Raw genomic sequence first — 26644 nt, forward strand, 5'->3', positions numbered from 1 at the left:
TCTGTTCCGGTGAAAATTAAAATTTCTTGGTGAAATTGACACCGACTTCACTTTGCTTAAAAGAATAAATAATATCTGCCGTGCTTTTATTCACTTGGCTATTAAAATAAATAGAAGGTGTAAAAGTTAATATTTTATTTTTATCAAATGTTACTTGGGCATTTAAATATCTATTTTGATCTTTTCTTTTTACATTTAAATACACATCAAACTGTTCGAAATTTGTTTGCTTGTAACCTACCGCAACAAGTAAATCACACAGTTCGGTGACCTTTAAAAAACCGGCTCTAATCCCATACTGTGAATAACTATCACTATTGCGTTGTTTTTCCCGATTGGCTCCATGTATTCCCCCAAAAGCGACTAACTGAGAATCAACTAAATAGGTCCCAAATAGTGAATAGATCCATTTATCACCATCATTAAAACTATACTCATGAGGATACGTTTTATTTTTATATTCAAAATCACCTAAAATAGTTACTCGATGATTTAACGTATATTCTGTTGCTATTTTTCCTCCTAGGCTTAAATTATAATATTGGTTATCATGCCATTTGGCTTCAAATATGGGCAATATGCCGATTTTTGTATTCGCATTCTCAAATTGATAACCCCCGCTAACAAATATATTTATTTTTCTAGCCGTGACTGTTTTCATCGGTTCTAACCCAAACGCACCGAATGATAATAGCCCTGAATGGTTACCCACGAGAGGAAACCGCTTTGTTGATTTAATATAATAATGCCATTTTCCACCTGCGATAGACTGATTGCTGCTATTCATATATTTACTACGAAAACAGTACATTTCACGGCTATTTGATGCTTCATTTAAATTAAAATCATAACTTGAACCTAGCTTAACCATTCCTTGCCAGCGATTTTTATTCTCTAAATATATTATTTTATTTTCAATATATTCAGCTAACTTACTTGATATTCCCCCGCTATGTTTTGTTTTTATATTCTGATATATCGACAATGCTGCCTCATAATGTTTAACATAAGTTAGTGCTCGTGCAAGTTTTAACTCAACCAAAAGCATATTAGGCTTGTGAATTAAAATTTCATTATATAACCTAATTGCCAAATCATATTCATCATTTAATATCGCCTTTTCAGAGTGAATATATTTAACCAACTCTTTATCATGGTCTTTATGACTAACATAATTATCAATAATTTTATTTATTGCATCAAAATGCCTCTTCTGAATTAGATCATAAAGAATAAAGCCAAGTTCGTCGATATTTTTTTTACTATATTTTATATTATTTATTTCTGACTGATATTTTTTGTTACTATAACCATTTAGACCATTAGTAATCTCCTCTTTTATATCTTGAACTGCCTGTGCTGAGCGTGGAGAAAAAAATAATAATAAAATTATATATATTAAATTTGTTTTTTTATTAAAAATAAACATATTAAGATTACCATTTTAATGATACAAATAAAAAAGTAGACAAATTTCCTTTTGCCTACTTTTTTTATCCAATTATATTTTCAGTAATTATTCGTCTCTCTGCCCACCAAATGCCGTGTCTAGCTCACGATTACTCTCATAGAAAAGAATACCTGCCACTTGTTCAGCATTCTCCCCAAAGAGTTGTCCCATACTCTCACCATGATCTGTTCCATTAGCAATGGCAGCACCGATAAATTTACCATCTTCTTCAATGGAGCCCATCATGGAGTGGCTATTCGTTCCTTCTAATGCACCTGTATATGATTTATCCGTAAAATCAGCATTAAACCAACCCGTCTGTTTTGCTTCACCTGCGAATTGGTTAATGCCTGCTATAGTATAAGTCGCTTGGCCACTGGTTGGGACTTCTGTTGTTGCATTTGCACCGGAGAAATAAACCGTGTGCATTGCATCATCGGCTAAGCCAGTTTGTGACCAATCACCGAAATATACCTCGGCATCTGCAACTTGACTAAATTGGAACTTGCCCATGCCACCGTGCGGGCTACCGCCACTTTCCAAAACATACACGTTGTCTGGCTTTTGTGTTACCATATATTTTAAGCCAGAAAATGATATGGTTTTGCCTTCCTTCATAAAGCGAAAACCAATTCCCGGTGCACCGATACTCCCCCCGTGTGGCCCCATGGTTGATTGAGTTTTATCGACAATAATATTTGTTTGATTATATCCATAATCTAAGCTTTGTTTTGATACCGTTTCTGCCATAACACCAACAGAAAATATAGAGAAAGATACTGCAACTGTAATTAATGATAATTTCTTCATTTGCGCGTCCTTTTCAATAGAAGTTTGAATTAGGTAGTTTTTTAAAAAGACACATTAAATAAAAGTTTATGCTTTCCTTTAATGTTCGAGATTGAGTATATGCAAATGATTTTTATTTACAAATGAGAGGGATATAATTCAATTTTTTATTATTAGGCAATAAGAAAAAATAATCTTTTATTTTTTAAACAGTTAATTAAAAACCCTATAATATCTAATTTTATTTATTATAGTTCCAATTTAGAATTAATTGTATTTTTAAGAGTAATTACAATTATTGGATAAAAGTAAAATAAATATATTGATTAATAAATAAAACGTATATTTTTATAAATATATTGACAAACAATAAATATAAATGAAATACAGGTGGAGAAAGTAAACTAGGTTATTTAAATGAGATACAAGAAGTACTCTTCTTGTACCTCATAATATGCTATACGCTTGCTAAGAGCTTTGCTATGGGCTCAGCGAGTAATCGCCCTCGCCAACCAGCCAATAGCTCAGGAGGTGTAGCTGAAGACTTTAACCCCCAATGAATAGACAGTAATTGGTTAATTTGCCGTCTAGAGGCCAATAATTCTGCATTAAATTTTTCGTTTTCAGCAATATCTTTAACCACTGCTTTAATTTCTTTAAACACGCTTTTGTATTGGCTCTGTTCAGTAATATTCGCCACCGGTGTTGGGTATTGGCTTTCATCAAGTTGTTTTGCTTGTTCGACAATCGCTAATAAACGCTTACCATGGCAACGAATTTCTTGCCCCGTTAAACCAAGTGCATCGAGTTCACCAAGAGAGCCTGGTAAATAGCGGGCTACTTTCCACAGGTGCTCTTCTTTCACTACAAAATTAACCGCCATATCACGTGCTTTAGCTTGGTTTAAACGCCATTGTGCTAATAATTGTAGGCAAGCAAGCTGTTCATCACGTAGTTGCCACGCATTATGGATATTCATGTAGGCTTTTTCTGGCTTTAGTGTTTTTTGCCGACGAGCCACAACACGTTGGCACTCATCTTTTGCATCTTCCAAATAGCCTGCTTCAGTCACTTTTCCCATTAAAATTTCAGCTAATGGTAGCAAATAAAGTACATCCGCCGCTGCATAATCACACTGTTTTTCGCTTAGCGGACGCGCGAGCCAGTCTGTCCGTGATTCACTTTTGTCGAGCTCAATGCCTAAATGTTCAGCAACCAATGACGCAAAACCACAAGAAATTGGGTAACCTAAAAATGCAGCCACAACTTGTGTGTCGATCATCGGCTCAGGTACACAATCGAAATCATGCATAAACACTTCGAGGTCTTCACTCCCCGCATGTAAAAATTTTAGTTGCTCTGGGTTGGTTAAAAGTGCTTTAAATGGGCTAAAATCCGTGATTAATAATGGGTCAATTAACGAAACTTGCTTTCCATCATATAGCTGTAGCAAACCTAGTTGTGGGTAATATGTTCGGGTACGAACAAACTCGGTATCCAAAGCGAGCCATGGTGCATTACTAGCCTCTTGGCATACTTGGGCTAATTCACTATCTGTAGTTACTAAACGATAATTCAAAACAAGTTTCTCTTTTTTATTTTCATCACAATGACGCCGGTTAAAACCGGCGTCATCTATTCTTTGTTTAAGACTAAACCACAATCATACTGGTGATTTTTCTCTTTGCAATTTTTCTTCATCACGTAGGTCTTTACGCAAAATTTTACCCACATTAGATTTTGGTAATTCATCACGAAATTCAAATATCTTAGGTACTTTATACGCGGTTAATGAACGACGGCAAAAGGTTTTTAGCTCATCACCCGTTAAATTCGCATTTTTCGTTACAACGAAAACTTTAACCGCTTCACCCGTACTTTCACTTGGTACGCCAATTGCGGCACATTCTATAACGTCTGGATGTGCCGAAATAACATCTTCAATTTCATTTGGATAAACGTTAAAACCTGAAACGATGATCATATCTTTTTTGCGATCAACAATACGAATATAACCTTCGCTATCTATTTCTGCGATATCCCCCGTCGCTAACCAACCATCCACTATCGTGTCCGCGGTAGAATCAGGCCGGTTCCAATACCCTTTCATGACTTGTGGACCTTTTACCCACATTTCGCCAGGCTCACCAATAGCGACTTCGTTGCCGTCGTCATCAAGGAATTTAACATCTGTTGACGGAACAGGTAAACCAATGCTTCCACTATAACTGGTTAAATTATAAGGATTACCCGTTACTAGTGGTGCACATTCTGTTAACCCATACCCCTCGAGTAAATGTTTCCCTGTCAGCTTCTGCCATTTTTCTGCAACGGCTTTTTGAACGGGCATTCCGCCTCCAACTGAAAGGCGTAAACGTGAAAAATCCAACTTTTTGAACTCTTCATTATGCAGCCACGCATTAAATAACGTGTTAACACCAGTAATTGACGTAACGGGATAACGTCCTAGTTGTTTTACGGTGTCAGGTACATCTCTAGGGTTGGTAATCAATAAGTTAACTCCCCCCACCGTAATAAATAGTAAGCAGTTAACTGTCAAAGCGAAAACGTGATACAGCGGTAAAGCAGTGACAACAAATTCAGCCCCAAATTTCAGTACAGGCCCGTAAGCCGCTCTTGCTTGCTCAATATTTGCTAACATGTTGCGATGAGTTAACATCGCCCCTTTAGCAACACCGGTTGTTCCACCGGTATATTGCAAAAAGGCCAAGTCATCACCGGTAATGTTAGGCTTAATGTACTGCATACGATAGCCATAATGCATAGCGCGGCGAAAGGAAATGGCGTCTGGTAAATTATATTTAGGGACTAAGCGTTTGACATACTTAACTACAAAATCAACGATTGTGGCTTTAGGACGTGAAAGTTGGTCACCCATACGCGTTAAAATGACGTGTTTCACTTTGGTATTGAAAACAATTTTTTCCAGTGTATGCGCAAAATTCGATACAATAACAATCGCTGTTGCACCGCTATCATTCAATTGATGCTCTAACTCTCTTGGGGTATAGAGTGGATTAACATTTACTACAACCATCCCTGCTCGTAATATCCCAAATAAAGCAATCGGATATTGTAATAGGTTTGGCATCATTAATGCGACACGATCCCCTTTTTTAAGGCCAAGTCCATTTTGTAAGTAGGCAGCAAAAGCGCGACTTCTCTCTTCAAGTTTCCGATAAGTCATCACCGCCCCCATGTTAATGAAAGCAGGTTGGTCGGCAAATTGAGAAACCGCATTTTCAAGTAACTCTGCTAGAGAAGCGAAGCTATCAGGATTGATTTCTTCCGGCACATCAGCAGGGTAATTTTTTAGCCAGATTTTTTCCAAAATGTTACTCCTGAATTTAGTGAAGTTATTATACTCAACATCTCTTTTAACAAATTATTAACTCAGCGTACCAGTTTGAAAAACAGACAATGTCAAGGTTGAGAGGTCTATCACTAAATAAATTTTGTTCCTTCAAGAAAAAACAAGGCGGACTAAGCCGCCTTGTTTGTCTTAAATTAGTTAAACAGATATAAATCTGTACAAGATTGCGTAATTATACATGATGTTACGTTGTTTTTGGAGAGCTTATCTAGTCACTTAAGAAAGGATTTAACCTATTACGTTAACTAAAGTCATTTTTATTGAAACTAAATTTTAGTTAATGTTTTTATTACGCACTTTCATCTGTTAGCGCTTATTTAGATAATCTTTTCTATATCAACAAAAAAGCCCCGCTATAAGCAGGGCTTTTAAATAAAGAAAGATAATCATTATTCTGTTAGATACGTTTGTACGGGTACTGGGCCTCCAGGATAACCGTATCCATAACCATAGCCCCACGGGTGGTTATAAAAATACGGGTCACCATAATAACCATAACCCCACGGGCCAGATGGCGGAAGCATGACACTTTGTGCAACATTCCAGCGTTGGAAACCTGTTACATCTAACGTGACATACTTATAAGGAACTTGCCCTACTTTTCCTTGTTGCTCCCCAGTGATTTTCCCCACCACAGTAATATAACGGTTAGTAAAATCACTTGGTTCACGAAAACCATTTAGGTACGCATAAATACGCCCAATAGAAGGGGAATTGAGTTCTGGCGCAGCATCATATTTATTTAATGCCATCACCGCAATTTCTAAACGTGTTCTTGCTGTTTCATTTTTAACTGCAAGCACTTTCCCGCCAAAACGTGCCTCCTGCCCAATATACATTTCAGGAGCATTTTGTACGGATGTTAAGTTATCTGTTGGGTTTTGCACCTAACCTTGAATTGAAGCAGGTATCGAAACACACCCTGTCAGTGCTAATATGCTTGCAACAAAAAGGCCTTTAAGTGCATTACGGCAGTTTAATTCAATGTTCATAGACCACCTCCGATTAGCGACATTATAAATTCAGGTAATACAGTTTTAAATAGCATTTAGCAAACAAAACACGATATGTTAAAAGTAGCCATAAGAATTCTATTACACCCTAATAATATCCTAAATTATTGAATGATTCGATTCGTATTTTTATTATTCAATATTGGATTTATTTTCTGTTTAATATAAAAAATTGGCTATATCACGTGATATAGCCAATTCAAATCAATTAATTTCCCATGTATTATTCACGACCAGGCAATTTTTTCCATGTAACTTCATTACGTAGGTAAGTAGGTTCGACGTTTTCAACGGCAACCACTTTTCCCTGTTGCCATAATTGCGCAGCAATGGGTAACATATCTTGCGCATCAGGCAGCGTAATATGGCTATTGGACAATGAAGCTGAGTCATTCAGCAATGAAGGATACGCTTCCCATCCAGTTCCTGCATAACTCCAAGCCCCTGAAAGCCCAGTAAATTTATTTTTAAAATCATCGGGAAGTAGAACAGCTTCGGTTTCTTCACCTAACCAGTGACCTTCAGATGTTCGCTGATATTGGGCACAATAAATTTCTGACATCCGTGCATCAATAGCCACTAATACCTGTTTATGCCCCGCTATACGAAAGGCGCCTTCGGCAAGTGTCATTAAAGAGGAAACGCCAATCATGGGTAAATTAGCTCCTAATGCTAACCCTTGTGCGATACCAACACCAATACGAACCCCGGTGAAACTTCCTGGGCCTCGCCCGAAAGCTAATGCATCTAACTGATTTAACCCCATTCCGGCTTGCGCAAGAACGTCCTCAACCATGGGTAAGATTTTTTGCGTGTGCTCACGGGGAGAAACCGCAAAACGAGAAATAATATCACCTTCACACCAAAGTGCGACTGAACAGGCTTCTGTTGCTGTATCAACAGCAAGAATACGACTCGACATGCCTAAACTCCGGCAAATTAATAGTTTCTAATTGAAAGATGCCGATTATATTAACATAAACGGCCGTAGGAATAGCAGAAAAACAAGGTGGGATTTACCTCGTTCTATTAACTTCTTGTCTTTTCTCTTCAAGAAATGCAATTGCTTTTTGTATACTTCTTGTTCGCGGTGATGGCGGAAGGCTACGTAAAAAAACCTCACCATAAGGACGTGTCACTAAGCGGTTATCACAAATAACGATGACACCATAGTCACTGGTATCACGAATTAACCGCCCGACACCTTGTTTTAAAGTAATCACGGCATCTGGTAATTGAACATCAGAAAAAGGGTCTCCGCCTCGTAATTCACAATCTTCGATACGCGCTCTTAATAATGGGTCATCCGGCGCAGTAAATGGGAGTTTATCGATAATGACACAAGTCAGTTCATCACCTCGCACATCAACCCCTTCCCAAAAACTACTGGTAGCAACTAAAACGGCATTCCCTGCTGAAATGAATTGGGATAACAGTTTATTTTTACTGCTTTCCCCTTGCATTAAGACGGGTAATGTCAATGAGGATTTAAACTCTTCGGCCAATTCACGCATCATCAGGTGCGATGTACATAAAAAGAAACAGCGCCCCTGATTTTTTTCAATCATAGGTCGTAGCATTGTTGCTAATTTTTGTGCTAGACCTCGTTGATTGAGCTCGGGTAAAAAACGGGGAACACATAATAAGGTTTGGCTTTGATAATCAAATGGGCTGGCTAATAATAACGTTTTTGCACTGACTAAACCTAAACGGTCAGTGAAGTGACTTAATTTTTCATTTACCGACAAAGTTGCTGATGTGAAAACCCAACTGCCTGGCGTACTTGCAATCATTTCGCTGAATTTATCTGCAACCGTTAAGGGGGTTAGCGCCAGTAAAAAATGGCGACCATAACTTTCAAACCAATAACTGTAACCCGCAATCGTCACATCTTTTAAACGATTCAAACGATTTCGGTAAATAGTGACGCGCTCAAAAATTGAGTCTAAGCTCTGTGATCGGCCTAAAGTGGTTTTAATCACTTCGTAACAAAGTTCAAGAGAATCATCAAGTAATGTCAATGCTCTTTGCACTTCAGGGCGTTTTAGTAAATCACGTAAATTACCACGAAAACTGTTTTCCCCCAAATTGAGCCGGAAATCCAGTGTACTTTGCGTGAGCCTATCTGCACTTTTTTGTAGTTGCACTTGGTCTTTTATCTCAGTTCGATAGGCCATAATCATATCGCGTGCAAGATCAAGTAGTTGACGACTGCTAAGTTGCTGACCAAAATATTGGCTGGCGATATCTGGAATTTGGTGCGCTTCATCAAAAATCATGACTTCTGCTTGGGGAATTAGCTCACCAAAACCCGTGTCTTTCACGACTCTATCAGCCATAAATAAATGGTGATTTACAACAACAATATCCGCTTCTAAGGCTTTACGACGTGCTTTTAAGACAAAACAGTCTTGGTAACGTGGGCAGTCGCTGCCGAGACAATTATCATTGGTACTCGTCACTAACGGCCAAACTGGGCTGTCTTCAGCGATATCATGGCAGGTACTCGTATCACCTAACTCAGATTCAATTGACCAACTGCGTAGCCTCACTACCGCTGACAATATTTCAGGTTCAAGACTACCACCACCGAGGGACTGTTGGTCTAATCGCTCTAAGCATAAATAATTTGATCGCCCCTTTAACAAGGCTGTACGCCCAGTGTAACCCATGGCATCAATAATTGTCGGTAAGTCCCGGTGATACAGTTGATCTTGTAAGGCTTTTGACCCCGTAGAAACAATGACTTTTTTTCCACTACGCAATGCAGGAACTAAATAAGCATAAGTTTTTCCTGTTCCAGTACCGGCTTCCGCCACCAGCACATGCTGCTGCTCAATCGACCCAGTTACTGCGTTCGACATCGTAACTTGTGCTTCTCGAGGCTGAAAACCGGGAATTGTTCTGGCTAAAAAGCCATCCGCAGAAAAATCGTCGTGCACTACAAGACCTATTTATTAGTAATAATGAGGACACACTTTACCATGAGTTTATTAACCCTGCTGAGGTAATTATTATCCCCTTGAACAACTGATTTTCATCCAGCCTACAAACTGTTATTCTTGAGCCACATGTATAATAAGGAATAATTATGACTATCAAACGTATTGACCCGGATAATCGTTGGTCTGAAGCTGTTATTCACAATAATGTAATTTACTACACCAGTGTGCCTGAAAACCTTGACGCTGATATTGTTGCTCAAACAGCAAACACGCTCGCGGCAATTGATGTCATGCTTGAACGTGTTGGTTCAGACAAAAGTAAAATTCTTGATGCCACCATTTTTCTTGCTGATAAAGCCGATTTTGCTGGTATGAACCAAGCATGGGATGCTTGGGTTGTTGCTGGAAGTGCGCCTGTCCGCTGTACTGTCCAAGCATTGTTGATGAAGCCAGAATATAAAGTTGAAATTAAGATTGTTGCAGCAATTGATTGATTAGACAGGTTTTGCTTTGCATAAAAATGGGCGCCAATTATTAGCGCCCATCCATGCTCTAAATAGTTTGTGATGTCGCTAGGCGGCAAGTGAGTTAATCCCTTGGGGCATACAAAAGTATGTGACTAGGGTTAACGAATGCAGCCAACAACGCGACAACGCAAAATATGATGAGCATTATGACATCTTAATAAGTACCATCCCCAGCAACAGCAACACAATTCCCCCCCAGCCTTTATAATTTAGCCGTTGATTGAAAAGAATCCAACCTGCTGCTACTGTCGCGATAATACCGAATGCTCCCCATAATGCATAAGCAATTGAAAGTTCGATTCCTTTTACAGCTTGCGCTAATGCACTGAAGGCTCCGAGTACCGCAATTAGGGAGAGAATACCTATCCAATATCGTTTAAATCCATTCGACATTTTTAACAAAATGTTAGCTGCGATTTCTAATATTACGGCTAGGATCAAAAACGCAGCATGCCACCATTCAAAATGACTCGCCATATTACGCCTCCGACTTAGCTTCGCGTCCAACTAAAGCATTTGTTTTGGCAGCATTGACCGCGTTTTGTGTAACTTGTTTTACTTTCTGTGCAGATTGACGAACGGTGGCTTTTTTGGTGCCTGATTTAATCAACCCAATACCGGTGATCAGTAATACTAATCCACCTATTTTCATCGGTGATAGTGATTCTCCAAACCACATGACACTAAATGTTGTGATAAAAAGAATGCCAATACCTTCCCAGAGTGCATAGGCGACACCTAATGCCACTTTTTTAACTGCAATGGCAAGCAAAATGTATGATGTTGCTATCATGACATACATCACCACCATACCGGTGAAATCACCACTAACGCTGGCATGTTTCATTGATAATGTACCGATAACCTCTGCAACGATAGCTAATACTAAAAATATCCAGTAAATCATTATAATATCTCTCTATGTACAGCCACGTAATAGCCTGTTTTTTGTACAGAACAAATAGACAAATTACTATTGCGCGATTGTTGAAAATTCAAATAAATAACAAGGTGTTGCTGAGTTTATTCAGCGAAATGAATAATCGAGAGAGACGCTATAATGCACCACACCAGTAGTGTTCACTGGAAAGGATAGCTGAAAGGAAAAGCCTGTGTGTCGTTCTTTTTTGGGACTTGCTGATCTTGCCGCTAGTTGAGCTAAGCATGATATCTTATTCTTTTCATCAGGTAGACATCTACCCAATTTACTCCGAACCCTCATGTTGATAGTTAATTTCAGCTTATTTTTAGCATGCCAACTTTATTAAGTCAATGAATATAAACATTTTTTGCATTGAATAAAATATGAATAACTATTCATTTATATGCTAATCAACCCTTGAACTATCAACAATTATACGAATAAACAAGCGGCAACGATAAATTTTTCATTGGAATTATTTTATAAAAAAATCTCTTTATTCCACTTTTTATACTCTCATCACACCTAAAATATACTATTCGATTTTTAACATTGACAACCTGATTGAACAAGCTTCTTATAGTAGCCATATGATTGTAATATGCCGAAGAGAGTGCCATGAATACCTTTAGCCTTACCTCCAATAGTTTCCAAAATGCCGCAGATGCAACACCATTACCTTATGATGTCGTATCAATTCAGTCGCAAGTTATTTATGGCAGCGTTGGGAATAGCATTGCCGTTCCAGCGTTGACAAAACAAGGTTTACGAGTAGCTGCAGTCCCTACCGTAGTACTGAGTAATACTCCTCATTATACCACTTGCTATGGTGGGGAGTTACCTGGAGAGTGGTTTCGTGGTTATTTAAACGGTTTTGTTGAACGTGGTAGTTTAGATTCTGTAAGAGCTATTTTGACTGGTTATCTAGGCTCCCCAGAAAAAGCTCAAGACTTAGCTGACTGGTTAACCCTCGTCCGCAAAGAACGAGCTGCACTGCCGGTTATTGTTGACCCAGTCATGGGGGATGAGGACAGTGGTTTTTATATTCCCCCTGAAATTGCCGAGGTCTACCGTGATAAAGTCATACCTTTAGCAACAGGAATTATTCCAAACAAATTCGAGCTCATGACCTTAAGTGGCAAACAAGTTAATAATTTGGATGATGCAACAACTGCAGCCCGCAGCTTATTGAAAGGAAATACACAGTGGGTAATCATCACAAGTGCTTTCCAGCCTGATGATGATAATATCGAAGTGGTCTGTGTTACCAAAGATGACGTGGCCGTGATCCGCCACAAACGTTACCCTGTCACGCCAAAAGGAACGGGGGATTTATTTGGTGCAGAACTCACCGCACAATTATTAGCTGGGCTGTCCGTTCCTGATGCCGCTAAAATGGCGTGTTTACGCATCGAACAAGCGATTATTCACATGGCTGCTACAGGACGTAGTGAATTGATTCTTTAAACCACGATATAACACGATATAACAAGCATAGAGAAATGGCGGGATTATCCCGCCATTTTAGTCAATACACCGTCTAATATTTCAAGTATTGATAATTTTATTCGAACTCATTCCACGAACGACCATCACGAGCAATCATCGCTACAGATGCAATCGGCCCCCAAGTCCCTGCCTGGTATGGTTTAGGCGCTTCATTGTCCATTGCCCATGCATCTATAATAGAATCAACAAATTTCCATGCTTCTTCTACTTCATCACGGCGAACAAACAGTGCTTGAATGCCGCGCATTGCTTCAAGCAATAAACGTTCATAGGCGTCAGCAAGGTGAGTTTGGTTGAAAGTTTCGGAGAAACTTAAATCCAATTTAGTGGTTTGTAAACGGTGTTTATGATCAAGGCCTGGTGCCTTATTCATAATTTCAATATCAATCCCTTCGTCTGGCTGCAAACGAATAGTTAATTTATTCTGAGGTAGATCTTGATAACTTTCCGAGAAAATATTTAACGCGGGCTTTTTAAAATAAACCACAACTTCTGAACATTTAGCCGGTAGGCGTTTCCCTGTACGTAAATAGAAAGGCACGCCCGCCCAACGCCAGTCATCAATATCAACACGCAAAGCAACGAATGACTCAGTCATACTTTGCTTATTCGCCCCCTCTTCCTCTAGATATCCAGGGACTTTTTTGCCCTGAACAAAACCAGAGGTATATTGCCCACGTACAGCCTTTTCACGCACATTAGTATGGTCAATGCGACGTAAAGAACGTAAGACTTTCACTTTTTCATCACGAATACGGTCAGTAGTTAAATCTGCCGGTGGTGACATCGCAATCATCGTTAAGATTTGCAATAAGTGGTTTTGCACCATATCACGCATTTGGCCTGCTTGATCGAAATAACCCCAACGACCTTCGATTCCCACTTCTTCTGCAACTGTGATCTGGACATGATCGATAGTGCGGTTGTCCCAGTTATTGATAAATAACGAGTTTGCAAAACGCAGTGCGAGTAAATTTAAAACTGTTTCTTTACCAAGATAGTGGTCAATACGATAAACTTGGCTTTCATCAAAATACTTGGCCACTTCATTATTAATTTCTTGTGATGACGCTAAATCCGTTCCCAGTGGTTTTTCCATGACAACACGATTTGGCTTTTTATTTAATTTAGCATGACCCAGTCCTTGGCACATTGCACCAAAGGTGCTCGGTGGCATGGCAAAGTAATGGATAGCCGGTTGTGCATCTTGTTTTAACATTTCAGCTAAACGCACAAAACTTTCAGTCTGGTTAACGTCTAAGTTACAAAAATCCAAGCGAGAGCTCAATTTTTCCCACAATGCTGAATCGAGATCTTCTTTTAAGAACTTATCTAACGCTTCTTTGACAAAGTGGACATAATCATCTTGACTCCATTCAGCTCGACCGACACCAATAATACGCGTGTCTGGATGAATGTAACCTGCTTTCTCTAACTGATAAAGCGATGGCAACAGCTTACGACGAGCGAGGTCTCCCTTGGTGCCAAAAATAATTAAGTCACAAGCTTGAGCAGCATTATGTACCGCCATATTGGTTCTCCTCAATTTGCGGAATGTAAGACCTAACTAGGATAGGCCTTATTGTAATTTTGTTAAAATTAGCCCTAATTCCGCTAATGTACCCTGTTGCTAGTGCCCAGTAAATCTTCATGATACCGATCACAGTTTTTATGATGAAAAAAACAACATATTCCCTGTTTGCTCTTATGTTACACACTGAATAATTTTTAGTGTATTAAAAAGATGCGATTTAACTGAATGGAGACAGCTTCCGTAAAAAAATAACAAAATATGTAGGATGTTTACTAATCTGAAAATTAGATACGGGTCAAAGTTTCACAAAAAGCTGCTAGTTATCACCTGCATTCAGATAGCTTACATATCTTACATAGTATATTTTCACTCTCTATTACAGCATCACGACAAGAAATTAAAAATCAACAATAGGATAACGTGATGACTCACAAATTTCTCCTTTCGATGAAATAGGCGCTTTTGCTATATGAATATTTTAGAACAAATGAAAACAAGTCTCGATTTTTTAAGTAAATCAGAAAAAAAGGTGGCTGAGGTTATTTTAGGTATGCCACAAAATGCCATTCATCTTAGTATCGCCACTCTAGCGCAATTAGCAGATGTTAGCGAACCAACAGTAAACCGCTTTTGTCGGAAAATGGGCACGAAAGGATTCCCTGATTTTAAATTACGATTAGCACAAAACTTAGCCAATGGAACCCCTTACATCAATCGCCATATAGAAGAAACTGACACAGTAAATACCTATACTCACAAAATTTTCGAATCGGCTATGGCCGGGTTAGATAATGTGAAACACACGCTCGATATTAGTGCAATTAACCGTGCAGTTGATTTATTAACCCAAGCACGAAAAATCAGTTTTTTTGGCTTTGGTGCCTCTGCTGCCGTCGCCCACGACGCAATGAATAAATTTTTCCGCTTTAATATTCCTGTCATATACTTCGATGATATTGTCATGCAGCGTATGAGCTGTATCAATAGTACTGAAGGAGACGTTATTGTGCTCATTTCCCATACGGGAAGAACAAAAGCATTAGTTGATATGGCTCGTTTAGCAAGGGAAAACGATGCCACCGTCATAGCAATTACCTCAGAAAACTCTCCGCTATCCCAAGCCGCTACCCTACCTATCATTATTGATGTGCCTGAAGATACAGATATCTACATGCCGATGGTATCAAGAATGGCTCAGCTCGCAGTCATTGACGTATTAACAACGGGTTTTACGTTAAGAAGAGGTGAAAAATTTAGAGATAACTTGAAGCGCGTCAAAGAAGCATTACGTGATTCGCGGTTTGATAGCATCTAAAGGCAATAAACTGACAGTATAAATGCTTTTCTTTGCTTTTCAGGCTTTAATAGTTTTACAGACCTGATAGCATTAAGAAATTGGCTGTATATAATAGCTGTGCTCGTGTCAGCATCCCTATTTGCAGTAAACAGGTTTCGAAATGGGGTGAAATGGTTTCACTCTTTTATCAACACCATTACAGGTCAACGGAGTAATACATGTCTAGACGGCTTAGAAGAACTAAAATTGTTACAACTCTTGGTCCAGCTACCGATCGCGATAATAATCTTGAAAAAATTATCAATGCTGGCGCCAACGTTGTTCGCCTTAACTTCTCCCACGGAACTCCAGAAGACCATCTATTGCGTGCTAATAAAGTACGTGAGATTGCCGCTCGTTTAGGACGTCACGTTGCTATCCTCGGTGATTTACAAGGCCCTAAAATTCGTGTTTCTACGTTTAAAGATGGTAAAGTTTTCCTAAATATTGGTGATAAATTCATTCTTGATGCCAATTTAGGTAAAGGTGAAGGTTGCCAAGAAAAAGTGGGTATCGACTATAAAGGCTTACCTGCCGATGTCGTTCCAGGCGATATTTTACTTCTTGATGATGGGCGTGTTCAATTAAAAGTCCGAGAAGTCCAAGGATTACAAGTCTTTACAGAAGTTACTGTTGGTGGCCAATTATCTAACAATAAAGGTATTAATAAACTCGGTGGCGGTCTTTCTGCTGAAGCATTAACAGACAAAGACAAAGAAGATATAAAAACCGCAGCCAAAATTAATGTCGACTATTTAGCCGTTTCATTCCCTCGCTCTGGTGAAGATTTAGATTATGCGCGCCGATTAGCTCGTGATGCGGGTTGTGAATGTCAAATTGTTGCTAAAGTCGAGCGTGCTGAAGCCGTTGCCAATGATGAAGTCATGGATGAGGTTATTCTCGCTTCTGATGTCGTCATGGTTGCTCGTGGTGACCTCGGTGTAGAAATTGGCGATCCTGAGTTAGTTGCTGTTCAGAAAAAATTAATCCGTCGTTCACGTCAATTAAATCGCGTGGTTATCACTGCAACACAAATGATGGAATCGATGATCACTAACCCAATGCCAACGCGGGCCGAAGTCATGGACGTCGCGAATGCGGTGTTGGATGGTACCGATGCCGTTATGCTTTCCGCTGAAACTGCCGCAGGCCAGTACCCTGCAGAAACGGTAGCTGCAATGGCACAAGTTTGCTTTGGTGCAGAAAAAATGCCTGGCCTGAATGTATCTAAACACCGTTTAGATGCAGAATTTAGCAGCCCAGAAGAAGCAATTGCTATGTCAACAATGTATGCAGCTAACCACCTTAAAGGGGTTAAAGCTATCATTGCAATGACTGAGTCTGGTCGTACTGCTCGTATGATGTCTCGTATCAGTTCTGGCTTGCCTATTTTTGCAATGTCTCGTCATGAAAAAACGCTCAACCAATGTTCTCTATACCGTGGTGTTACCCCTGTTTTCTGTAGCACCCACACAGATGGTATTGCGGCTGCTAATGAAGCAGTGACACGTTTACGTGATAACGGCTATTTAATGAGTGGTGACGTGGTTCTTGTCACTCAGGGTGACTTAATGGGCACCGTAGGTAGCACGAATACTTGTCGTATTCTAGAGGTCGAATAATCTTTTAGCCCTCGCCTATAGGTGGGGGCTGTCTTTTATATTAGTGCTCTATCTAACCTTGAGCTTGTTTCCATTTGGCATATGCTTCGCTAATTACAGGGGCAATTTTATCATAATTTTCCCATGAGTTTTCTATATGGTAAGTTGTTGGTAAATGGCCTTTAAGGACACCTTCATAATCTTCAAAATAGCCCTTCTCTTCCGCTGCATAGTAAAACTGAGTAAAAGCATTACCTTCATCACTTAAATCTTCATCTATAAATTTTTCATCACACATTGTCATCAAAAATTCACGACCATCCAACTTTCGAGCTTTAACTAATGCGAGTTCTTCCCCTGATTCTTCAGTATGAAATTCTCCTACTAAATTATTATGAATAATCCATGTTAAATAAAAGCCAATATGGGTGCCTCCATTCTCATTTGGTAAGTCTGATGGATAATCACCACCGTAATGCCAATCCATACGATCAAATGCCATAGTCGTCCTCAACTTATTCATCAATAAAAGCTAACTATAACTTACTTCAGGTTAGTGATGAATTAAGATAAAGTGCAAAATGATGGCTAAATAATAAGTAATACAAAACAGTAAAACTCTGCAGTTCACTTCTGTTACGTGCAGAGCAAATAGAGCTTAGTGATATTGTAGATTAAATTGTAGCGTACCGTTTGCTTCCCCAGCAGTTGTTATAGATTGAGTTTGGATATAAGCAGCTTCCAACGGAATGTTATATTGGCCTACATTATTTTGTTCAACGATAGGCATTAACTGATTAAGCTTAATTGGTGCTCCGTTATATTTTACTTGGATTGCATAGCCCTTCGCTGTATTTTCATCAGTTAAACTATTGAGTGCAATTGCCCCCGGTGTTTGGCTTGTGTCTTGCGATCCAATAAACGTAATTTTTATCGGTGATATAGGGTCGCAGTCTAATTGAATTTGAAAGTTTCTTTTACTCTCGGAGCTTGTTGAACCAACACCTGTAAACGACGATTTGCTGACTTTACCGAACGGCACATCTATTGACTTATTTTTAACTTCGCAACCACTCGAAATAATATTAATTGGCCCTATAGTCACTTTTGGTTCAATTCTTCCATATGAGTCTGAAGCAATAAAACTATTATTGAACAAAATTAACATCGCAGCATAAGTGGTTGGTAAAGTTTGGTTTTTAACATTATTACCAACTTTATAAAAATCTGCTCTTAACTTTACAGTATATCTTGCTGATGATGCATTAGAACCACAAATTAACCTATTACTAATATTTCCATCTTTCGTATTTACTCCATCAACATACGCAGAACCAGAGCAAGGGGTCATCACTGTTCCATGTAAAGCATAACCAACACCTGAACTATTAACTTCTCTCACATAGCCTACACCAGAAATGTACCTTGAATTCCCAGATACGTTTGGTAAATATATACCAACTTCTGTATTACCAGTTACATTCCACCACACCCAAGGGGAATGCGTACCTAAATCAACTGAACCAATAAAAGTACCTACCGGTAATGTGCGTGAGACATAAAGTGTTTTATTTGAATTAACAAGTTGGTTAGTAAATTCATCCCTAAATTCTGCAACACCAAATTGTGAATATAAAAGTAACGGAATGCCGATTTTTAATCCTAAATTATTCATGACGACTCCTATTCACAAGTTCGTTCTATAAACTGAATTTTTTCATTTTCTAACGATAATGAAAGTGGAACTGTACATTGTTGATTATGACTATTACCCCATTTTACAATGACGATACTTTGCTCTGGAACACCACTTAAATACACTTCCCCATCATTTGCAACAATACCTCCAGTCACTTGCTCTTCATTTTCTATAACAGAAACTTGTGTGCCAAATGCAATTGGTTTGCCTGCATGCTGCAGTTTTAGTAATACTCTAGCGCCGCGTTTTGCTTGAAAATTAGCTAATACAATAGCTCCTTGAGTAGGAACGACAGTTGTTGTATTAATAGCAACATCATTATTACCACTTAATGTTGCAGTATCGACACTAATTTTATTTCGTTCATAGCGTGTAACCGTAGGAATTACAGCAAAGCCTGAAGAGTTAGTATAGAGCGACTGCGCATTATTCACTTTTAAATTATCAATATCTTCAGCTTTTACGAGCACTGCAGAATCATAAATAGTACGTGATGTCGTTAGCCCTCCAGAATGCAGTAATAATGCTCCTGTTGCACCTAGATAGACAGAATGATATTTAGGATCATAATTATAGCCTGCACTGTATTCCCCTGATGAAACTATATAGCTTGCACTAATGGAATTACTATATTCATCATGGCTATGGTGGTATCTTTGTGTGAGGTCATACTGCAAATTATTATCTTCTAATTGCGTACCATTAAAACTCAATGAGCTAATAGAGTCGCCTTTTTTACTGGTATTATAGCTATAATTGATCCAATTATTTCTCCACCCTAAATCAAAAGGAATACTTAAATTTAATGACAGCATTTGGTCATTGGTATTCGAATAATCTTGCTTTGTATAAGAATAAGCAACACTGTAATTCATCGAATTATAATTAGAACTAAAACTCATTGTTAGATTTTTATCTGAACCACTTTTATCCCAATAATATTGCTGGTAACCATTCACTGATAAATAACCTATTCCGTTAAGTGATTGGGATACTGATGCTTGAAACTGTTGTTTTTTCCGATCGATGTTATAAAAGTAATTATTCGAATCAGAGAAATCATAATAATTCTTTGTTGAATAGCGATATGATGCTAAAGAAAAAGAAGTGCCTGTATCTGGAATATATTTTGAATACTGAATTCGGTATGATTGCCCTTCTGCCTTCTTTTTATCAATCAATCGTGCCGATGCTTGTGTAATATCTGTCGATATCGCACCAATATTACCTAAGTTTACTCCAGTACCTATTGTGTAAGCTTGATAGCCTTGGGAAACTAAAAAACCTCCATAAGCGGATAAGTTATATGGTAACCCATAAATTGCTGATGCTTGCGCAAAATTTGGTTTACGCCGTGCACTATCAACATTATATTTACCAATATCTACACTATATTTTAATGCACCAGCCCTTTGCATCATTGGTACCGCTGAAAACGGCTGAATAAAAGATCGGATTGTTCCATTAGCTTCTTCAATGGAGACCTCAAGGTCACCACTGTATGAAGTTGGATATAAATCATTAATTGAAAACTCACCGGGGGGTACAGTTGTTTGATAAATCACATTACCATTTTGCCTAATAGTAACAATCGCATTTGATTGTGCAATTCCTGTGACTGTCGGTGCAAAACCTCTTTCACTTTGAGGCAACATACTTTCATCGGAAGCTAACCTTATCCCACGATAAGGGTTGCTTTCCATCACACCATTATCAGAGGATGTTTCACCAATCGTTAATCGACTTTTTAAACTTCTGATATCTCGCTCTATATAGGTTTGTAAGTTATTCCAATTTGTTTCATTGGTTGTATTACTATATGTGCTATAGCTACGCAAACGCCAAGCATTTATATTAATACCGCTTCTTAAACCTAAGAATGTATTATCTCTGTTATCTCTATTTTGGTACCAATGCTTATTAAATCTTGCAGTGTAATTAACAAATGCCACATTAATTCCATCGTCCCATTCTTTCGGTTCAACGTAACCTCGGCTAGTATTTTCTAAACCAATTTGAGGAATACTAACTTGTAGCTGTTGGATTTCGAATTTGTATTGATAATTAGCGCTAGGAATAATCTGAGCAATATCGTTCAAATATTCATCACTTTCAATTACTGAGAATTTTTCGCTTGCTGAGTTTTTTACCCCCCAATCTAGTAGCATTTTTTTTGTTATTTTAGGGAGTAGTTTTTTAGTTTTATCATCAAATAAAAATGTAATATTCTTATTGTCCACCCGTTGATCATTAATATAAATATCAACAAAATAGTCACCTGGTAATTGCCCACCTGTGGATGACAAGTAGCCCAAGCTATTCACATCGGCAACTTGACTTTCAATTCCAGTGTTGATGGCATTGATATCAAATATATCTTCAGCAATTGTATTATTGGCATACAATATCAAGCTGATCGTAGTAAAAAATTTAGAATACATAAGTCTATTTTTGGTATAGAGAATTGACATCTTAGATACTCTTACTTGGTTTTTTCTCTATGATAGCGCCATAATCATTAATAAACTGAACAACTATTGAATCACCATTATTTATTTTTTTCTTAAGAATGTAGTCATTTTTAAATGGGTATATTAAGCTAGCGCCATCAATAACCTTGTCATTGATAAGAATATTTTTGATTGATAAATGATATGGTGTTTGGTTATCAATCATAACTCCATCTGATTTTTCAACTAAATTAACCTTCTCAAAATCAAAAGGTTCAATATCTTTCGACCTTAAAAATAATTTAAATTGTGAGTTTATAATTATCTGTAGCTCATTTTCAATACTATTATTTTTCGGTGGTATTGATTTAATATTAAGCAAATAGATTTTTTCTTCATTTGAATTTATAGGTTCACCTATGTATGAAATTCTCGCTGAGCCATTTGTATCTGGTTCAATTCGGAATAATGGTGGCGTAGCAATAAATGGTGCTTTACCCTCACCATTAAATGGAGAAACCCAACTTTGGATTAAAAATGGTTTTTCTTTATCACTATTAAAAATCGGGATATCAATTTCACGTTTGTTTTCTTCATAGACAAAACGTGTTCCACCTACACTAATACCTGACGCTTGAGAGATGTTAGAAATAGAAAATAAACATATACAGATTGAAAAAAATATTTTTTTCATAAAACAGCCATGATATTGATGTGAGAAAGAGGGCAACCATTGTGCCCTCCAAATAATTAATGATATTGAATGCTATATACTGCACTACTATTAGCAGGACCTGCAGTTGCTGCGCCTGTAGCTTTATAACGAGCTACGTAATCTAAGTCTACAGTTGCACCATCGAATTCAATTTGTTTTGAGTCATCAAATAATTTGATTTGTGTTGTTGCGTCTTTTTCAAATAAAGCAATACCGACATTATTTGCAACACCTGCACCTTGGTTGATGGCAAGAATATCGCGGTCTGCAGTATCACGTGTACCACCAAAGCGTACAGTTACTTTCGAGTTTGCTGGACAATCAACAAGCTTAATCGTGAAGTCTTTCAATCCTGCAACTTCACCCTGTGCAGCTAAACTTTTAGCTGATACCTTTCCAAGATCAACATTTAAATTTTTTGAATTACTATCAACTGTACAAGCAATGTCAGTTATTTCCCCGGTAAAATTAATTGTACCTGAAGCAAAAACAGTTGGCGCAGATGTTACAGCTAAAGCAACCCCTATTACTGCTAGGGATTTTTTTAGAATACTCATAATAGTTCCTATAATAAAATTTTTAATTATTAATTACTATTATATGAATAAATAAATTACTCATATTAGATGTTCTAAAGGAATATACCATTTACCTTTAGTTAAGTTAACTAATGGATACATTGAATTTTTTAAAATGACATCTAAAATATTTATGTTTAATTTTGGTTATTCATTAATTGACTCATTAATTTAGCTTTTTCATTATCAATTAGGTGGTATCTTAAAATTTCATTAGCCATTGAATTTTTATTCAGATACATATAAAAATTATAGAATGATTTTTTATTTGCTGTTTTCAGCTCTTTTAATGAATTATTATTCAATTCCTTCTGGACTAAATTTTTTGGTAACCATAAATACCCAATCGAATTCTCTGTTAATTGAATTGCTAAATCCACATTAGGAACATGAATGGTTTGGATGCTTTTTATACTATCCATATCTGTAGTTCCCAAAGCAATCAATGTTGTTTTTTCCATTGATTTCAATACATTATCAGCCTGACAATGTTGAAGCTTATGATTTGGATTGGATACAAACACCGCCTCAACTTGCTCAAGAAATATAGGGTTTAGCGACTCAACATAATGGTGAGTAATTAATAAATCATAATTTTTAACTTCAAAAACATCTGTTTTTTTTAATAAAACACGTTTCAAATCAATATCATAATCCTTTCTAGAGCGACTTAACCCCCCAATTTTCTTCAGTATTTCATCACTTTGATATAGTGAATCAATAACAATATTAATTTTATTATTTCCTTCATAATTTAATGATTTAGCAACCTCTTCTAATGAAATTGCTTTATTTGTTACCTCTCTCGATAGCGCTAATAGCTGCTCTCCTTGTTTAGTTAATACTGCACGACGTTTTTCTAAAGAAAATATTTCAATTTCCAATGTTTGCTCTAATTTACTAATGGTGTAGCTAATTGATGATTGTGTCCTATGCAAAATTTCAGCTGCTTGAGCAAAACCACCGTAGTCAACCACTGCCTGTAGAGTTATCCATTGATCTAACGTTGTTCGAGTTTTTTCCATAGAGTCTCCAAGTATTAATCTGGGAGTCATTTTTATTATATAATTAAAATATAGCAATATATTTTATATATCGTTAATAAGTGATTATACATAATGCTTAGTATTTACTCATATGTTTAAAATTATTTATTCTCTTTTTTTTAGTATGTAAGGAATAATTTTTAATATAAAGATTGATTTTATATTTTAAATATAGCCTTACACTTATCATATAATTAACATAAATAACCAATAAATAATTTCAATTTTAAATTAAAAAAATAATAATTTCATAAAGATGAAAAAAAATAATTTTAGAAGAAAAAACCAATACTCAACTATAATTATTGTAAAGCATACAAATAATAACCATAACTGGCTAGTCATTTAATGATGATTTTGTAATGTTATCTACTGCATGGTTGGCTTTACATTAGATAAATAAAAAGGAATATCACAATACAAACATTGAAATAAAGCTGCTTCAGTATATATACTAAGATCTAATTGCATGATTAATGTTACACTGGCTAATTACTGCCAGTGATAATATCATCAGCATAATAATTACTTAAAACGATACGGTTTGATATTTATTAGTTCTAGTTTATCTGATGTTAGGCAAGTAATAATATGAATTCTCGTTCATTCTATAAATACACACTTTTAAATAAAAAAAGCCATTACTTAAAAAGTAATGGCTTAAACACTATTCTGTAAAACTAAACACTAACGGTAGAGATCTTTACGTTGATAAGGTTCTATCTCCCCCTCTTTACGCGTTTTTAATAGCTTTAATATCCATGTGTATTGTTCTAAATTCGGAGAAACCAAATATTCCAGTTCCTCATTCATTCTTCGTGCAATGTACTTATCATCCTTACCATCGATATCATCCATTGGTTCACGGATATAAATATGCAATTGGTGCGTTTTATGGTCATAAACGGGAAATAGCGGTACAACTTTCGCTTTGCAAACTTTCATTAGCCTACCAATAGCAGGTAATGTCGCCTTATATGTACCAAAAAAATCAACAAATTCACTATGCTCTTCACCATGATCTTGGTCAGGAAGATAAAAGCCCCAATAACCTTGCCTAACAGAAGCGATAAAAGGCTTAATCCCCGCCTCTCTTGAGTGCAAACGCCCCCCAAAATGGTATCTCGCTTTATTCCATAAGTAATCGGCAACAGGGTTCTTTTGGTGATGAAACATTGCAGCCATTTGTTGGCCTTTTGCTGCTAATAACATGGCTGGCGCATCAACAGCCCAGCCATGAGGAACCATAAAAATAACATTACTTTGCTGCTGTTTTAAGCGCTCTATAATTTCTTGATTATGCCAATGTGTCCTCGCTAGCGTTTTACTCGCACCACGAAGACATAACTCTGCCAACATGACAAAAGACTGTGGTGCGGTTTCAAACATGCGATCAACTAACTCTTCTCGTTGATGTTCGGTCAATTCCGGAAAACAATAAAGTAAGTTAATTTTGGCACGACGACGGCCACTTTTAGCAAGCCGCCCAACCCATTTTCCTATTTTAGCAAGTAAAGGGTCACGGATCTTAACAGGAATGAAAGCCAATCCCGCTAAAACACCAGCCCCTAGCCACACCCCCCAATATTTAGGTAATAGGTAAGAACGGTGAAAAGTTGGCACATAGCCTTTTTTACTATCAGTGTCTTGATCTTTATTCATGCTGTACTCAAGTGAATAATAGCCATCTTTCTATAGCTTATAATAATAGTTTACGGGAGCATTACAAAGAAAACTGGCAGATACAAGTACCTGCCAGTGATAAAAATAGAAACTTAAATTACTGTAGCTTGAGTTGTGGTTTCGTTTCTTTCACAAGCGCTAAATATTCTTTACGCTCTTTTCCTGTTAAACCACCAGAACTCGGTAATTTTGCGGTGAGTGGATTTACCGCTTGTTGATTTACCCACATTTCAAAATGTAGATGAGGACCAGTCGAACGCCCTGTATTGCCTGATAACGCAATACGATCACCGCGCTTAACTTTCTGGCCTGGCTTAACTAATAATTGACGTAAGTGCATATAACGAGTTGTATATTGGCGGCCATGACGGATTGCAATAAAGTTACCTGCAGCGCCGCTGTATTTTGAAACAATCACTTCGCCATCGCCAACAGCAAGTACTGGTGTGCCAACAGGCATTGCGAAATCCACACCTTTATGCGGTGCTACGCGCCCAGTAACTGGGTTAACTCGCCGAGGGTTGAATTGTGAAGAGACTCTAAACTGCTTAGCAGTTGGAAAACGTAAGAAACCACGTTCTAAACCATTCCCTTCACTGTCATAATAGCGCCCATCTTCAGCGCGAAAAGCATAATAGCTTTTTCCATTCGTTTGTAGGCGAACACCAATAAGTTGGCTCTGTTCACTGCGACCATTAAGCATTTCCCTGCTCATTAATACACTGAACTTATCGCCTTTTTTCAATTTTTTGAAATCAACCTGCCATTGTAAAGCTTTAATTACCTCACGGCCTTCATTACGCGTTAAGCCCGCTTTATTTGTACTTTGCGCAAATGTGCCGTCAACCGTACCGTTTAAAACACTGTTAGTCCATTCACCTTCGCGAATCTGCTTAGCTTCTTCAAATTTGTTTGTCGTCCCAACACGGGTAAATACACGGGTCTCACGGCGAGAAACTTCCCATGTTAATGACTCTAACTCACCCTGATCAGTTAACGACCAATTTAATGACTGGCCTATCTTCAGATTTCTCAGTGATTTATGTTGGTTAGATAGTGTTGCAACGTCACCAGCTTCAATACCGAATTGAGTTAAAATAGTCGTTAAGTTATCACCACTTGCAACAACATATTCATGGACGAGAGGCGCAGCCACTCCTCCCGTCTCTACGGCTTCTGCTTCAGTATCAGCGAGGCCTTCATCTGGTAGCTGTTCACTACTGTCTTGAATTATATCGTCGGTAGCATCACTTGCAGGTAATAATGAAAGCGGAATGATGGTATCCGGTGTACCATCATATTCAGCTGTTGTTGGTACATGAACTGGCCGCCAAATTGCGACGGCCATAGTCGCTACAGTGAGCGTACTTAATACAATTTTGTGTGTTCTAGACAGGCTACCGTATACCTGAGCCAGACTTTTGGCCATTTGCTGCACTTAAACAATTCCTTC

Annotated in this window: 21 protein-coding genes and 1 pseudogene; 4 read left to right on the forward strand and 18 right to left on the reverse strand. The window is 37.7% G+C overall.

The features are described from left to right. Positions 1-16: 16 nt before the first annotated feature. The 7 genes and pseudogenes from ACU696_RS13555 to ACU696_RS13585 form a co-directional block, all read right to left on the reverse strand. The gene (locus ACU696_RS13555) at positions 17-1429 is read right to left on the reverse strand and encodes a surface lipoprotein assembly modifier (RefSeq protein WP_447343128.1); all 1413 of its coding nucleotides are present in this window, start codon (positions 1427-1429) and stop codon (positions 17-19) included. Between the two features lie 87 nt (positions 1430-1516). After that, positions 1517-2260: a Slam-dependent surface lipoprotein gene (locus tag ACU696_RS13560; protein WP_196723377.1), complete on the reverse strand. Its 744-nt coding sequence runs from the start codon at positions 2258-2260 to the stop codon at positions 1517-1519. Positions 2261-2696: 436 nt separating this feature from the next. Next, positions 2697-3818 (reverse strand): ribonuclease D, encoded by a 1122-nt coding sequence (rnd, locus tag ACU696_RS13565; protein WP_004910722.1) that lies wholly within the window; start codon positions 3816-3818, stop codon positions 2697-2699. Between the two features lie 84 nt (positions 3819-3902). Further along, positions 3903-5591: a long-chain-fatty-acid--CoA ligase FadD gene (gene fadD, locus ACU696_RS13570; RefSeq protein ID WP_004910720.1), complete on the reverse strand. Its 1689-nt coding sequence runs from the start codon at positions 5589-5591 to the stop codon at positions 3903-3905. A 431-nt stretch (positions 5592-6022) separates the two neighbouring features. After that, positions 6023-6625 (reverse strand): annotated as a pseudogene (locus tag ACU696_RS13575) (Slp family lipoprotein). A 244-nt stretch (positions 6626-6869) separates the two neighbouring features. Then, on the reverse strand, positions 6870-7568 hold the full coding sequence (tsaB, locus tag ACU696_RS13580; RefSeq protein ID WP_164528886.1) for a tRNA (adenosine(37)-N6)-threonylcarbamoyltransferase complex dimerization subunit type 1 TsaB: 699 nt from the start codon (positions 7566-7568) through the stop codon (positions 6870-6872). 94 nt (positions 7569-7662) lie between these two features. Continuing rightward, positions 7663-9588 carry an ATP-dependent DNA helicase gene (locus ACU696_RS13585; protein WP_209101458.1) on the reverse strand — a complete coding sequence of 642 codons (1926 nt, stop codon included), beginning with the start codon at positions 9586-9588 and terminating at the stop codon, positions 7663-7665. Positions 9589-9737: 149 nt separating this feature from the next. Between ACU696_RS13585 and ACU696_RS13590 the strand changes: the two genes are divergently transcribed. Further along, complete coding sequence (locus ACU696_RS13590) at positions 9738-10085, forward strand: RidA family protein (protein ID WP_004254978.1); 348 nt, start codon at positions 9738-9740, stop codon at positions 10083-10085. A 177-nt stretch (positions 10086-10262) separates the two neighbouring features. On the opposite strand, the gene mdtI is transcribed toward ACU696_RS13590, so the two are convergent. Further along, positions 10263-10595: a multidrug/spermidine efflux SMR transporter subunit MdtI gene (mdtI, locus tag ACU696_RS13595; protein ID WP_004254980.1), complete on the reverse strand. Its 333-nt coding sequence runs from the start codon at positions 10593-10595 to the stop codon at positions 10263-10265. A 1-nt stretch (position 10596) separates the two neighbouring features. After that, entirely contained in the window at positions 10597-11025 is a 429-nt protein-coding gene (gene mdtJ / locus ACU696_RS13600; protein WP_004910709.1) for a multidrug/spermidine efflux SMR transporter subunit MdtJ, read from the reverse strand. Between the two features lie 633 nt (positions 11026-11658). Here mdtJ and pdxK point away from each other — a divergent pair. Further along, positions 11659-12507 carry a pyridoxine/pyridoxal/pyridoxamine kinase gene (pdxK, locus tag ACU696_RS13605; protein ID WP_004910707.1) on the forward strand — a complete coding sequence of 283 codons (849 nt, stop codon included), beginning with the start codon at positions 11659-11661 and terminating at the stop codon, positions 12505-12507. A gap of 97 nt (positions 12508-12604) precedes the next feature. On the opposite strand, the gene zwf is transcribed toward pdxK, so the two are convergent. Beyond that, the gene (gene zwf, locus ACU696_RS13610; protein ID WP_004910705.1) at positions 12605-14080 is read right to left on the reverse strand and encodes a glucose-6-phosphate dehydrogenase; all 1476 of its coding nucleotides are present in this window, start codon (positions 14078-14080) and stop codon (positions 12605-12607) included. 472 nt (positions 14081-14552) lie between these two features. Here zwf and ACU696_RS13615 point away from each other — a divergent pair, with 472 nt between their 5' ends. Both ACU696_RS13615 and pyk read left to right on the forward strand, forming a co-directional pair. Next, positions 14553-15398 (forward strand): MurR/RpiR family transcriptional regulator, encoded by an 846-nt coding sequence (locus ACU696_RS13615; RefSeq protein WP_004910703.1) that lies wholly within the window; start codon positions 14553-14555, stop codon positions 15396-15398. A gap of 200 nt (positions 15399-15598) precedes the next feature. Then, on the forward strand, positions 15599-17041 hold the full coding sequence (gene pyk / locus ACU696_RS13620; RefSeq protein WP_109913282.1) for a pyruvate kinase: 1443 nt from the start codon (positions 15599-15601) through the stop codon (positions 17039-17041). Positions 17042-17093: 52 nt separating this feature from the next. On the opposite strand, the gene ACU696_RS13625 is transcribed toward pyk, so the two are convergent. The 8 genes from ACU696_RS13625 to mepM form a co-directional block, all read right to left on the reverse strand. Next, positions 17094-17522, reverse strand: a complete 429-nt coding sequence (locus ACU696_RS13625) for a DUF7832 domain-containing protein (protein ID WP_164528889.1) — start codon at positions 17520-17522, stop codon at positions 17094-17096. A gap of 156 nt (positions 17523-17678) precedes the next feature. Beyond that, positions 17679-18695 carry a fimbrial protein gene (locus ACU696_RS13630; RefSeq protein WP_209101454.1) on the reverse strand — a complete coding sequence of 339 codons (1017 nt, stop codon included), beginning with the start codon at positions 18693-18695 and terminating at the stop codon, positions 17679-17681. Positions 18696-18703: 8 nt separating this feature from the next. Then, positions 18704-21190, reverse strand: a complete 2487-nt coding sequence (locus ACU696_RS13635) for a fimbria/pilus outer membrane usher protein (RefSeq protein WP_164528891.1) — start codon at positions 21188-21190, stop codon at positions 18704-18706. Position 21191: 1 nt separating this feature from the next. Next, positions 21192-21863 (reverse strand): fimbrial biogenesis chaperone, encoded by a 672-nt coding sequence (locus ACU696_RS13640; protein WP_109913286.1) that lies wholly within the window; start codon positions 21861-21863, stop codon positions 21192-21194. Positions 21864-21919: 56 nt separating this feature from the next. Continuing rightward, a complete protein-coding gene (locus tag ACU696_RS13645) occupies positions 21920-22441 on the reverse strand; it encodes a fimbrial protein (protein WP_110731910.1) in 522 nt (173 codons plus the stop codon). A gap of 158 nt (positions 22442-22599) precedes the next feature. Beyond that, positions 22600-23487, reverse strand: a complete 888-nt coding sequence (locus ACU696_RS13650; protein ID WP_123382001.1) for a LysR family transcriptional regulator — start codon at positions 23485-23487, stop codon at positions 22600-22602. Between the two features lie 708 nt (positions 23488-24195). Beyond that, a complete protein-coding gene (gene lpxM, locus ACU696_RS13655; RefSeq protein WP_004910694.1) occupies positions 24196-25170 on the reverse strand; it encodes a lauroyl-Kdo(2)-lipid IV(A) myristoyltransferase in 975 nt (324 codons plus the stop codon). Between the two features lie 118 nt (positions 25171-25288). Then, the gene (gene mepM, locus ACU696_RS13660) at positions 25289-26629 is read right to left on the reverse strand and encodes a murein DD-endopeptidase MepM (RefSeq protein ID WP_004910692.1); all 1341 of its coding nucleotides are present in this window, start codon (positions 26627-26629) and stop codon (positions 25289-25291) included. Positions 26630-26644 lie beyond the last annotated feature (15 nt).

This window comes from Providencia sp. PROV_01, from assembly GCF_053098325.1.